12 protein-coding genes are annotated in these 11,583 nt (G+C 69.0%); 2 read left to right on the top strand and 10 right to left on the bottom strand.

Annotation, left to right across the window (positions count from 1 at the left end; translation table 11 throughout):
* The coding region (locus C1J00_RS10345) for an N-acetylmuramoyl-L-alanine amidase (protein WP_146046169.1) at positions 1-411 on the top strand (411 nt) is incomplete at its 5' end.
* Between the two features lie 27 nt (positions 412-438).
* Here C1J00_RS10345 and C1J00_RS10340 read toward each other — a convergent pair.
* From C1J00_RS10340 to C1J00_RS10330, 3 genes are all read right to left on the bottom strand, one after another.
* Positions 439-1,608 (bottom strand): cysteine desulfurase family protein, encoded by a 1,170-nt coding sequence (locus tag C1J00_RS10340; protein WP_102908745.1) that lies wholly within the window; start codon positions 1,606-1,608, stop codon positions 439-441.
* A gap of 140 nt (positions 1,609-1,748) precedes the next feature.
* Entirely contained in the window at positions 1,749-2,015 is a 267-nt protein-coding gene (locus C1J00_RS10335) for a DUF4190 domain-containing protein (RefSeq protein ID WP_102908744.1), read from the bottom strand.
* Between the two features lie 43 nt (positions 2,016-2,058).
* Positions 2,059-2,223 (bottom strand): hypothetical protein, encoded by a 165-nt coding sequence (locus tag C1J00_RS10330; protein WP_102908743.1) that lies wholly within the window; start codon positions 2,221-2,223, stop codon positions 2,059-2,061.
* 116 nt (positions 2,224-2,339) lie between these two features.
* Here C1J00_RS10330 and C1J00_RS10325 point away from each other — a divergent pair, with 116 nt between their 5' ends.
* Positions 2,340-2,978, top strand: a complete 639-nt coding sequence (locus C1J00_RS10325; RefSeq protein ID WP_102908742.1) for a TetR family transcriptional regulator — start codon at positions 2,340-2,342, stop codon at positions 2,976-2,978.
* A gap of 284 nt (positions 2,979-3,262) precedes the next feature.
* On the opposite strand, the gene C1J00_RS10320 is transcribed toward C1J00_RS10325, so the two are convergent.
* The 7 genes from C1J00_RS10320 to C1J00_RS10290 all read right to left on the bottom strand — a co-directional run bounded on the left by C1J00_RS10320 (position 3,263) and on the right by C1J00_RS10290 (position 11,256).
* The gene (locus C1J00_RS10320; protein ID WP_102908741.1) at positions 3,263-4,123 is read right to left on the bottom strand and encodes a thioesterase family protein; all 861 of its coding nucleotides are present in this window, start codon (positions 4,121-4,123) and stop codon (positions 3,263-3,265) included.
* A gap of 136 nt (positions 4,124-4,259) precedes the next feature.
* Positions 4,260-4,934, bottom strand: coding sequence for a trimeric intracellular cation channel family protein (locus tag C1J00_RS10315; RefSeq protein ID WP_102908740.1), 675 nt, complete (start codon positions 4,932-4,934; stop codon positions 4,260-4,262).
* Positions 4,935-5,004: 70 nt separating this feature from the next.
* Positions 5,005-6,264: an ABC transporter ATP-binding protein gene (locus C1J00_RS10310; protein ID WP_102908739.1), complete on the bottom strand. Its 1,260-nt coding sequence runs from the start codon at positions 6,262-6,264 to the stop codon at positions 5,005-5,007.
* Positions 6,261-7,355, bottom strand: coding sequence for an ABC transporter ATP-binding protein (locus tag C1J00_RS10305; protein WP_102908738.1), 1,095 nt, complete (start codon positions 7,353-7,355; stop codon positions 6,261-6,263). The genes C1J00_RS10310 and C1J00_RS10305 overlap by 4 nt, the downstream gene beginning before the upstream one ends.
* Complete coding sequence (locus C1J00_RS10300; RefSeq protein WP_102908737.1) at positions 7,352-8,359, bottom strand: ABC transporter permease; 1,008 nt, start codon at positions 8,357-8,359, stop codon at positions 7,352-7,354. Before C1J00_RS10300 ends, C1J00_RS10305 begins: the two co-directional genes overlap by 4 nt.
* Before the next feature lie 69 nt (positions 8,360-8,428).
* Positions 8,429-10,180 (bottom strand): ABC transporter substrate-binding protein, encoded by a 1,752-nt coding sequence (locus C1J00_RS10295; RefSeq protein WP_180989489.1) that lies wholly within the window; start codon positions 10,178-10,180, stop codon positions 8,429-8,431.
* 77 nt (positions 10,181-10,257) lie between these two features.
* Positions 10,258-11,256, bottom strand: coding sequence for an ABC transporter permease (locus C1J00_RS10290; protein ID WP_102908735.1), 999 nt, complete (start codon positions 11,254-11,256; stop codon positions 10,258-10,260).
* Positions 11,257-11,583 lie beyond the last annotated feature (327 nt).

The raw sequence follows: 11,583 nt of genomic DNA, 5'->3' as shown, positions 1-11,583 counted from the left end.
GTGATCGTCCACGTCACGCAGGGCAGCTTCGACAGCGCTGTGAGGGCCTTCCGGGACCCGGGGCACAAGGCGGCCACGCATTACATCGTCCGCCAGGACGGGCACGTCGCGCAGATGATCCGCGAGCTGGACGTGGCCTACCACGCGGGCAACCGCGACTACAACGAACGCAGTGTCGGCATCGAGCACGAGGGCTTCGTGGACCGCCCGCAGGACCTCACGGACGAGATGTACGAGGCCTCGGCCCGTCTCACGGCCCGGATCTGCGCCCGCTACGACATACCCGTCGACCGCGAGCACATCATCGGCCACGTGCAGGTCCCGGGCACGGACCACACGGACCCGGGGCCGCACTGGGACTGGGACAAGTACATGCGCCTGGTGCGCCGGGCGCGCGCGACACCGGCCTGAGCGCAGGGGCCCGCTGCCTGAAGCCCCTTAGGTCAGCCCCGCCGCCCTCGCCCGTTCCACCGCCGGGCCGATGGCCTTCGCCAGGGCCTCGACGTCGGCCTCGGTGGAGGTGTGGCCGAGGGAGAAGCGCAGGGTGCCGCGGGCCAGGTCGGGGTCGGTGCCGGTGGCGAGGAGGACATGGCTGGGCTGGGCGACGCCGGCGGTGCAGGCGGAGCCGGTGGAGCACTCGATGCCCTGGGCGTCGAGGAGGAGCAGCAGGGAGTCGCCCTCGCAGCCGGGGAAGGTGAAGTGCGCGTTGGCCGGGAGGCGCCCCTGCGGGTCCGGGTCGCCGCCGAGGATCGCGTCCGGCACGGCGGAACGGACCGCGCTGACGAGGGAGTCGCGCAGGGCGCCGATCTCGCGGGCGAACCACTCGCGCTGCTCGGCGGCCAGCCGCCCGGCGACGGCGAAGGAGGCGATGGCCGGGACGTCGAGGGTTCCGGAGCGCACATGGCGCTCCTGGCCGCCGCCGTGCAGGACCGGCACGGGAGTGTGCTCACGGCCGAGGATCAGCGCGCCGATGCCGTAGGGACCGCCGATCTTGTGGCCCGAGACCGTCATCGCGGCGAGGCCCGAGGCGGCGAAGTCCACCGGGACCTGGCCGAAGGCCTGGACGGCGTCCGAGTGCAGCGGCACTCCGAACCGGGCTGCTACGTCGGCGAGTTCACGGACGGGCAGGATCGTCCCGATCTCGTTGTTCGCCCACATGACGGTGGCGAGGGCCACGTCGTCGGGGTTGCGGGCGATCGCCTCGCGCAGGGTGTCCGGGTGGACGCGGCCGTGGGGGTCGACCGGGAGGTACTCGACGGTGGCGCCCTCGTGTTCGCCGAGCCAGTGCACGGCGTCGAGAACCGCGTGGTGCTCGACGGGGCTGGCGAGGACACGGGTACGGGCCGGGTCGGCGTCACGGCGTGACCAGTAAAGGCCCTTGACGGCGAGGTTGTCGGCCTCCGTGCCGCCCGAGGTGAGGACGACCTCGCTGGGGCGGGCGCCGAGGGCTTCGGCGAGAGTCTCGCGGGCCTCCTCGACGGTGCGGCGGGCCTGCCTGCCGGATGCGTGGAGGGAAGACGCGTTGCCGGTGGCACCCAGCTGCGCGGTGAGCGCCTCTGCCGCCTCCGGGAGCATCGGGGTGGTCGCGGCGTGGTCGAGGTAAGCCATGGTGAGCCCGATTCTACGGCTCCCCTTCGACCGGCCTCAGAGCAAGGCTGGCCGAACGTGAACCGCTTTCCGGCGCGGCGACGGCACGTCGCCCTCGGGCCCGGCCGCGGCGTACCGGCGGACGGTAGTCCGACGGCGGCTCAGAAGCTCCACGAGATCGTGCTGTCGAACTCCATGAAGGCAGCGAGGACCAGCAGGTCGGCGACGCCCAGGCCCAGGCCGAGCCATGCGCGGCCGCGGCGCTCGGTGCCGCGCCACAGGGCGACGCTCGCCAGCGCGATGGCGATCGGGCCGAGGAAGAGGTTGAGCACGAGCAGACCGAGCAGGCCGAGGACGAAGGACGCGACGGCCATGCCGTCGGTGTCACGGATGCCGGTGCGGTGCGAGGCCGGAGCGGTGAGCTGCATGATGATCGACTCCCGGAGTCGGTTCGATGGGCGGCGGACGGTGTCAGTGGGCCTGGGTGTGGCGTCGGCGGCCGCGCTCGCGGACCGCGAAGATGCCGAGCCAGACGGCGATGGCGGCGCCTGCGGCCAGGGAGAAGGTGAGCGGCGCGTGGGCCACGGTGCCCAGGACGACCCCCAGCAGCAGGAGTGCGGCGACGATGAACAGCATGGGAAACAGCCCCCAGAGTCTCGGTGAACGATTATGGTTACACTTGTTCACTGACTTCCCAGTCTAACGCTTCTCATGACTTTCCAATTCCAGAGAACGGTTGTTAACTGCATGTCATGAGTCACACCCTCGGCATCCGGCAGGCCCAGAAGCAGAAGACCCGGCAGGCACTCCTGGACGCGGCCCTGGCGCTGCTGGAGGAGCAGAGCCTGAGCAGCCTGGGACTGCGCGAGGTCACCCGCGCCGTCGGTGTCGCCCCGACCGCCTTCTACCGCCACTTCCGCTCCACGGCGGATCTGGGCGTGGCCCTGGTCGAGGAGGCGCTGGGCAGCCTGCACCCGATGATCCGGACGACGGTGTCCGCGACGGGTGACCCGGAGGAACGCGTCGCGCGCGCCATCGACCTGATCGCCCGTCACGTCGACGGGTACCCCGCCCATGTCCGGTTCATCGCCCGTGAACGACATGGCGGAGTCCAGCCGGTCCGGGAGGCGATACGGGAGCAACTGGCCCGCTTCGCCCAGGAGGTCGAGGTCGAGCTGGCCGAGGACCCGGTGTCGCGCGGCTGGGGCGAGGGCGACCTGCTGATGCTCGCGCACCTCTACGTCGACCAGATGCTGAGCACGGCGTCGCTGTTCCTGGAGGTTCTGGAGGGGCCGGAGGAGGAGCGCGCGGACCGGACCCGGCACGTCACACAGCTGGCGACCCGACAGATGCGGCTGATCGGCCTCGGCCGGCAGCACTGGCTGGACTGACACCCTCGCGCAAGGCGCAAGGCGCAAGGCGCAAGGCGCAACGCGCCCGCACGCCCGCACCCGCACCCACATCTGCACCCGCGCAGGGCACGACACACAGGACACGACGCACGGGACACGACGCACGGGACACGACGCACAGGGGCGGCGCGCCCGTTCGCCGGACGCGCCGCCCCTGCCGTGCCCAGGCCGAGGGAGCCCTGAGGCCAGCACTCAACCAGCGCCGTAACCGTACGGGCCGACCCTGGGACCGCCCTGTGAACCGCCCGGCAGCGAGGGAAAGTTCAGCCCAGCCGGACCCGCGCCAGCTGGCGTGACTGCGCGACCAGCCGGTCCGCGCTGTCCCACACCTCGGCGTCCTCCTCCAGGAAGCCGCCGGCGAGGTTGCGCGTGGTGATCGACACCCGGAGCGGACCCGGCGCCGGACGGCAGCGCACGTGCACGGTCAGCTCGACCGTGGGGACCCAGCCCTTCAGTCCGATCTCGAAGGCGGTGGGCGGCAGCGCGTCCACCGCGAGCAGCAGGGAGAGCGGGTCGGGGTCGCGCCCGTCCGCGAGGCCGAACCAGGCCCGCATCTCGCCCTTGCCGGAGGGCTGGCCGAGGGCCCAGCCCAGGGTCGAGGGGTCGAGCTTGAGCATCAGCCGGTCGGTGATGGCCGAGCTGCCGTCGACCGGGGCGGGTCCGTCTTCCGGGCCGAAGCAGTGCTCCATCGGCGGGATCACGGGCGGCCGGGCGGTCGTACGGACGTCGTCGGGCAGGGTGTCCAGGTCGCCGTAGGAGGCCAGCACGCGGATGCGTTCCACCTCGCGGCCCTCGTCGTCGTACTGGAAGAGGGAGGCCTGGCCGGTCGACAGGGTGCGGCCGGTGCGGACGACGTCCGTGCGGACGACCGCCGGGCCGGGCTGCGACGCGGTCAGGTAGTGCGCCGAGATCGTGAACGGGTCGGCGTGCGGCAGGGCGTCCGCGAGGGCGCGTCCCAGGACGGCCAGCAGGTAGCCGCCGTTGACGGCGCTGATGATCGTCCAGCCGGCGGAGAGGTCGATGTCGTAGACGCCGGGTGCGCGGCGGGTGAGCGCGGTGTCGCGGTCGAACTCGCTGTCGCCGATCATGGCCCGGGTGGCCGGGGCGGTGGCTGCTTCTGGCATGGCTGAACAGTACAAGATGTCACTACTAAGCGGTAGCTTTGCCTGGACGCATGCCCTGAGGCGTGCCTGATCATGCCTGGTCACCCTGGTGAGACACGGGGCATCTTCGGTGAGTGTCCGACTCACGCCCGGCCCGTCACGGCAGGACGGGCTGTTCCTCCTCGCTCACCGTCGAGCGCCGGTGCCACGCCCGCGGAGCTCGCCAGTGGTACCGCATCGCGAGCAGGCGCAGTACGAAGGCGGTGATCACCGCGAGAGAGCTGGTGAGCGGGTTCAGGGCGTCGTAGCGGATGCACAGGGCGGCGAGGGCCGAGCCGACGATGGCCGGGACGGCGTACAGGTCGCGGTCCCAGCGCAGCAGCGAGGGCACCTCGTTGGCGAGCACGTCCCGCAGTACACCGCCGCCCACGGCGGTGGTCAGCCCCAGTCCGGCCGAGGCGGTCAGGCCGAGCCCGTACTCGTACGCCTTGATCGTGCCGACGACGCAGAACAGGCCGAGGCCGGCCGCGTCGAAGACGTTCACCGCGACCTGGATGCGTTCGACCTGCGGGTGCAGGAAGAAGACGAGGAGCGTGGCGAGCAGCGGGGTGAGGAAGTACCCCAGGTCCGTGAAGGCGGCGGGCGGTACGGCTCCGATGACCAGGTCGCGGAAGAGCCCGCCGCCCAGCGCGGTGACCTCGGCGAGGACGGCCATGCCGAACACGTCGAAGTTCTTGCGCACGGCCAGCAGGGCGCCGGAGATCGCGAAGACGAAGATGCCGATCAGGTCGAGCGTGTGCTGGACGGACGGGCTGAAGAGTTGCTGGAGCACCCGAACATTTTTACCTGCCGGAGCGCCTCTGCCTTGATTCTCAAGGCAGAGGCGCTCCGGCAGGGCCGGGTCACTTGCCTTCGGGCTCCTTGGAGGCAGACTTCTTCGTCACTTCCTCCGCGGAGGCCTCCGCCTCCGTCTCGGCAGCCTCTCCGGAGGCCTCCGGCTCCCGCTCCGCCGCCACCGCCGCCGACGTCTGCGCCGACTCGGCCAGCACCTCGTCGGCTACCAGTGCCGCCGCCTCCTTGGCCACGGACAGCAGCACCGTGTCCTGCGGCTGCTGGTCCTCGAAGTTCTCCGGGTGGTGGCACGCCACCCGCTGGCCGGGCCGCAGCTCCGCCAGCGGCGGCTCGGTCGTCGTGCAGATCTGCGTCGCCTTCCAGCACCGGGTGTGGAAGCGGCAGCCGCTCGGCGGGGCGATCGGTGAAGGCACGTCACCGCGCAGCAGGATGCGCTCGCTCTTCGCCGTACGTCGCTTGGGGTCCGGGATCGGCACCGCCGACATCAGTGCCTTGGTGTACGGGTGCATCGGCGACGTGTAGAGCGCGTCCCGGTCGGCGAGTTCGACGATCTTGCCGAGGTACATCACCGCGACGCGGTCGGACACATGGCGTACGACGGAGAGGTCGTGGGCGATGATCACGTACGTCAGGCCGAGCTCGTCCTGGAGGTCGTCCATCAGGTTCACGACCTGCGCCTGGATCGACACGTCGAGCGCGGACACCGGCTCGTCCGCCACGACCATCCGCGGCTTCAGTGCGAGCGCCCGGGCGATGCCGATGCGCTGACGCTGACCGCCGGAGAACTCGTGCGGATAGCGGTTGTAGTGCTCCGGGCTCAGACCCACCAGTTCCAGGAGGCGCTGGACCTCCTTCTTGACCCCGCCCTCCGGCTCGACGCCCTGGAGCCTGAACGGCGCGGAGACGATCGTGCCGATGGTGTGCCGGGGATTCAGCGAGCCGTACGGGTCCTGGAAGATCATCTGCACGTCGCGGCGCAACGGGCGCATCCCGCTCGTGCCGAGGTGCGTGATGTCCGTACCGTCGAACTCGATCTTCCCGCCGCTGGGTTCGAGCAGCCGGGTGATGAGACGGCCCATGGTCGACTTGCCGCAGCCGGACTCGCCGACGACCCCGAGGGTCTCGCCGCGGCGGACCTCGAAGTCGATGCCGTCCACGGCCTTGACCGCCCCGACCTGCCGCTGCAGCAGGCCCTTCTTGACGGGGAAGTGCTTGACCAGTCCCTCGACCTTGAGCAGCGGTTTCTCGTCTGCGGCCGGCTTCTCGGTCCGCGCGGCCGACGTCCCGGCCCGGGTCTCAGTCTCGCTCACAGCTTCGGCGCAATCTCTTCGGTCCAGATCCGGCTGCGGTCTTCCTGCGACAGGTGGCAGGCGACGTGGTGCCTGCCGCCGACCTCGCGCAGCTCCGGGCGCTCGGTGCGGGTGACCCCGCCCTCGGGGACGTCCTCGTACGGGCAGCGCGGGTGGAACGCGCACCCAGACGGGACGTTGATGAGGCTGGGCGGCTGGCCCTTGACCGGGATGAGCCGGTCGGTCTGCGCCCGGTCGATGCGCGGCATCGAACCGAGCAGACCCCAGGTGTAGGGGTGCTGCGGCTCGTAGAAGATCTTGTCGACCGGGCCGCGCTCCACGCATCGCCCGCCGTACATCACGAGGATGTCGTCGGCGATCTCGGCGACCACGCCGAGGTCGTGCGTGATGATGATGACCGCGGAGCCGAACTCCTTCTGCAGGTCCCGGATGAGGTCCAGGATCTGCGCCTGCACGGTGACGTCGAGGGCCGTGGTCGGCTCGTCCGCGATCAGCAGTTCCGGGTTGTTGACCAGGGCCATGGCGATCATGGCACGCTGGCGCATACCGCCGGAGAACTCGTGCGGGTAGTTGTCGAAGCGCTTGGCAGGCTCGGGAATGCCGACCCGGTCGAGCAGTTCGACGGCACGCTTGCGGGCGGTCTTCTTGTCGACCTTGTTGTGGACGCGGTACGCCTCGACGATCTGGTTGCCGACCGTGTAGTACGGATGCATCGCGGACAGCGGGTCCTGGAAGATCATCGCCATCTCGCGGCCGCGCAGCCGGCGCACCTCGTCGGGGCTCGCCGAGACGAGCTCCTTGCCGTCGAGCCAGATCTCCCCGGACATCTGCACGTTCTTGCCCCGGTTGCCCAGGCGGTGCAGACCAAGGACGGCCAGCGAGGTCACGGACTTGCCGGAGCCGGACTCGCCCACGATGCCGAGGGTCTTGCCCTTCTCCAGCTGGAAGGAGAGGCCGTCGACGGACTTCACCAGGCCGTCGTCGGTGGGGAAGTGCACCTTGAGGTCGCGCACGTCCAGGAAGGCCCGGGGGGTCCCGCCTGCGGGCGTGGGCTCGCCGACGGCGGCCTCGGTCTTGGACAGTTCGGTCACGAGAGCCTCACCCGCGGGTCGATCGTGGCGTACAGCAGGTCCACCACAAGGTTCATGAAGACGACGAAGAACGCCGCGAGCAGGGTCACCCCGAGGATCGGGGGCAGGTCGTTGGCGGTGATCGCCTGGACCGCGTACTCACCGATGCCGTGCAGGGAGAACACCGTCTCGGTGATGACGGCACCGCCGAGCAGCAGGCCGATGTCCATGCCGAAGACCGTCACCAGTGGCGTCAGCGCGGCCCGCAGACCGTGTCGGACCACGACCTTGCGCTCGCGCAGGCCCTTGGCCCGGGCGGTTCGGATGAAGTCCTCGTTCATTGTCTCCAGCATGCCCGAGCGGGTCAGCCGGGCGTAGATGGCCGAGTAGAGCAGGGCCAGCGAACACCACGGCAGGAACAGGGTGTTGGCCCACTGGGAGGGGTTCTCGGTGAAGGGGACATACGTCCTGCCGAAGATCTCCAGCTTGTAGCTGAACAGCAGCAAGGCCAGCTGACCGGTGAAGAACATGGGCAGGGAGACGCCCGCGAGCGCCACGCCCATGGCGGACCGGTCGAAGAACGAGCCCGGCTTGAGCGCGGAGACCACTCCGGCCGCGATACCGCCGACCAGCCACAGCACGGCGGCGCCGACGGCCAGCGAGAGGGTGACCGGGAGTCGCTCGGTCAGCTGGGGCCAGACCTCGATGTGGTCCTTGAAGGAGTAGCCGAAGCAGGGGGCGTCACAGCGGACCGTGCTGGGGCCGAGGTCGTACGTGGCGCCGGAGACGATCCCCTTGATGAACTCCCAGTACTGGACGTAGACCGGCTGGTCCAGCCCGAGGTTCCGCTTGACCGCCGCGATGTCCTCGGGGGTGGGGTTCTTGCCGATGTACTGCTGCGCCAGTTGGTCGGGGGTCTGCCCTGCGAGCTTCGGCAGGATGAAGAAGATGCCGAAGGTGACCGCGGTGACGACGAGCAGCAGGAGCAATGCCGCGATCGTCCGGCGGATGATGTACGAGATCACGAGGACCGGCGCCGGCGCCCGCGGAGGACGAACTCCGCGGGCGCCAATGCCTTCACCTGCCTTCCGGGGCTACTTCTCGGCGGTACCGACGTTGAGGTAGTCGTACTGACCGCTCCAGGCGGACGACGACACCAGGTTGGTGGCGTGCGGGGTGCGGTACAGCAGGACCTTGAAGTAGGTCAGCGGAACGATGGCGGCCTGCTCCATGACCTTCTTGTCGACCTCGGTGTACGCCTTGGTGCGGGCGGCCTCGTCGGTGTTGCCGATCGCGTCGTCCAGCAGCTTGTTGATCTCGGGGTTGTCCAGCTGGGACAGGTTGCTGTTACCGGACTGGCTGATGGCCTTGCCGTGCACGATCTGCTGCAGGAAGCCGTAGCCGGTCGGCCAGTCGGCACCCCACTGCATCATCATCAGGCCGATGTTGTTCTTCTCGCCGAACTTGGGCACGCCCGCGTAGTCGGAGAAGTACTTGCCGGACGGGTACTGCTTGATGTCCGCCTGGATGCCGACCTTCTTCAGCGCGCCGACGATCGCGGTGGCCGCGTCGACCTCGCCCTGCCGGTCGGTGCGGGCCGAGATGGAGGTCTTGAAGCCGCCCTCCTTGCCGCAGGCCTTCAGCTGCTCCTTGGCCTTGGCCACGTCGCCCTTGCTGTCCTTGGTGGCGTACAGGTCGGCCTTCTCGTAACCCGTGACGTCGGTGGGCAGGACGGTGGTGGCGATGTCACCGCGGATCGGGCCGCCCATCGCGGTCTGAACGGCGGTCTTGTCGATCGCGTACTCGACGGCCTTGCGGCATTCGACCTTGTCGAACGGCGCCAGCTTGGTGTTGATCGCCGCGTAGATCAGGCGACCGCCCGGCGCGTTGTCCGTGTTGGCCATCTCGGCCTTGTCGTTCAGGATCTGCGCCTGGGTCTGCGCGTCGACACCGGTGCCCTGGATGTCGATCATGGTGTCCCCGGACATCACGTCCTTGTCGATCGTGGCCTTGTTGACCTTGAGGTTCACCACGATCTTGTCCGGGTACTGCTTGCGCAGCGGGTCGGTCTTGGCGTCCCACTCGGGGTTGCGGACCAGGACGATCTGCTTGCCCTCCTCGTACTTCTCGAACTTGTACGAGCCGGAGGAGACGACCTTCTTGGTGTAGTCCACACCCGTGTCCTTGGCCCGCGGCACGGGGGCCGTCTGCGGGGCACTGACCAGGTAGTCGAACTCGGAGAACGGCTTGTTCAGGTGGAAGACGATCGTGTGGTCGTCCGGGGTCTCGATGGACGAGAGGCCCTTGTCGCTCTTGTCCTTGTAAGGGCCCTCGTACTTGTCCGGGTCGTCCAGCAGCTGCTGGAAGTAGTTGGGACCGAGGGAGAGCACGTCACGGGCGAAGTTCGAGCGCTCCACGGCGTACTTGACGTCCTTCGAGGTGACCGCGGTCCCGTCCTCGTACTTGACGCCCTGGCGGATCTTGTACGTCCAGGTCTTGCCGCCGTCGCTGGGCGTGCCCTTGCCCTCGGCGAGGTCCGCGACGAGTTCGTTGCCCGCCTCACCGGGACCGGGCTTGAAGGTCATCAACGGACGCGCGTAGAGACGGCTGAAGTTGTAGCCGTAGGCGTAGTACATGTTGCCCGGGTCCAGGGACTCGGGAGCGTCGGAGCTCGCGTAGGTGACCGTGCCGCCCTTGTGGGTGGACGTGTTCACCACTCCCTTGGTCGCGGCGTTCGCACCGGCGCCCTTGGGAGTGTCGGAGCCTTCGTCGGCCTTGCTGCAGCCCGCAAGAAGCAGGCCGGCACTACTGGCGACCGCAACCGCGGCCATTGCTGACCTTCGCATGATGGTCGGATTCCCCTTCGTAGTTGGACAGTTGGGCGGGACGTTCGGGACGCAGCCGGGCGTCGCAGCCGCGGACGTCAGCGGCTGCGGGGGTCAAGTGCGTCCCGGAGGCCGTCACCGAGGAGGTTGAAGGCCAGCACCGTGATGAAGATCGCGAGGCCGGGAACGATCATGTACTGCGGGTCGACCTCGAAGAAGTCGACGGCTTGGTTGAGCATTCCTCCCCAGGACGCCTGGGGCGGCTGGATGCCCACGCCGAGGAAGCTCAGCGAGGCTTCGAAGAGGATGTTCGTCGGGATGAGCAGCGTCGAGTAGACGACGATCGGCGCGACGAGGTTGGGCAGCAGTTCCTTGAAGAGGATGTACGGGCCGCCGGCCCCCATCCCCCGGGAGGCGTCGACGAACTCCCGCTCGCGCAGGGCCAGGGTCTGACCGCGCACGATGCGCCCCATGTACGGCCAGTTGAAGAAGCCGATGACGAAGATCAGCACTGAGATGTGCAGGGGCAGTCCCTCGAGGCCGAAGGCACCGCCCTGGAGCGTCGCGGAGATGGCGATGGCGAAGAGGAGAAGCGGGAAGGCGAGGAAGGTGTCCATGAGCCGGCTGACGACGGTGTCGACCCGTCCGCCGTAGTAGCCGGCGACCAGGCCCATGACGGTGCCGATGACGACGGACAGCAGCGTCGCACCGAAGGCGACGACCAGGGAGACCCAGGAGCCCTCCAGGATGCGGGCGAGGATGTCACGGCCGAACTTCGGCTCGACGCCCAGCGGGTGGTCCCAGCTCATCCCTCCGAAGTCACCCTTGGGCAGGGACGTGTTCGGATCGATCAGGTCCTGGTGGAAGGCGTTCGGGTCGAGGCCCAGCAGCGCCTGGATCGGACGGGACAGCGCCGCCACGAGGATGAGCAGCACGACAACGATGCCACCCACCACCGCCACCTTGTCGCGCTTGAAACGGGTCCAGGCGATCTGCCCGAGAGACCGTCCCTCGATGTGCCGGGACTTCACACCCGCCAGCACGGCCTCCGGCTGGGCCTCGGCCTGCGATCCGGTGGTCTCGATCGGTGCCGTCACAAGTGCCCTGCCCCTTCTCGCCGGTGGTCACCGGCCCCCTTGCCCACCATTGTCGGCGGCTTGATCCACTGTGGCGATGGCGTGGCGTCCGCAGATGGTACGGCCACCGTCAGGCCGATCCTTCGCTCGGTAGCGCTCACAGGATCGACGGCCTCGCGCCTGAGAGGCGAGTCTTCAACGCGCTTACGATCACACGCCAGGCCTGGTGGAGAAAGTATGCGCAACCGTGATGCCGACTGGGGGATTCCGTTATCCGGACACGCGAGCACGTGGTCCGGACGATACGGCGTTGAAACCTGCATATCGCGCGCAAAGCACCCGTCGCCC

It is taken from the genome of Streptomyces cahuitamycinicus (assembly GCF_002891435.1).
Classification (GTDB): Bacteria; Actinomycetota; Actinomycetes; order Streptomycetales; family Streptomycetaceae; genus Streptomyces; species Streptomyces cahuitamycinicus.
This window is presented reverse-complemented; position numbering and strand designations above follow the sequence as displayed.

Excerpts from the sequence above, each read along its gene's own strand:
- C1J00_RS10295 (WP_180989489.1), bottom strand. The coding sequence starts at position 10,180 with ATGCGAAGGTCAGCAATGGCCGCGGTTGCGGTCGCCAGTAGTGCCGGC.
- C1J00_RS10330 (WP_102908743.1), bottom strand. The coding sequence starts at position 2,223 with ATGCTGTTCATCGTCGCCGCACTCCTGCTGCTGGGGGTCGTCCTGGGC.
- C1J00_RS10335 (WP_102908744.1), bottom strand. The coding sequence starts at position 2,015 with ATGCAGCTCACCGCTCCGGCCTCGCACCGCACCGGCATCCGTGACACC.
- C1J00_RS10325 (WP_102908742.1), top strand. The coding sequence starts at position 2,340 with ATGAGTCACACCCTCGGCATCCGGCAGGCCCAGAAGCAGAAGACCCGG.
- C1J00_RS10340 (WP_102908745.1), bottom strand. The coding sequence starts at position 1,608 with ATGGCTTACCTCGACCACGCCGCGACCACCCCGATGCTCCCGGAGGCG.
- C1J00_RS10320 (WP_102908741.1), bottom strand. The coding sequence starts at position 4,123 with ATGCCAGAAGCAGCCACCGCCCCGGCCACCCGGGCCATGATCGGCGAC.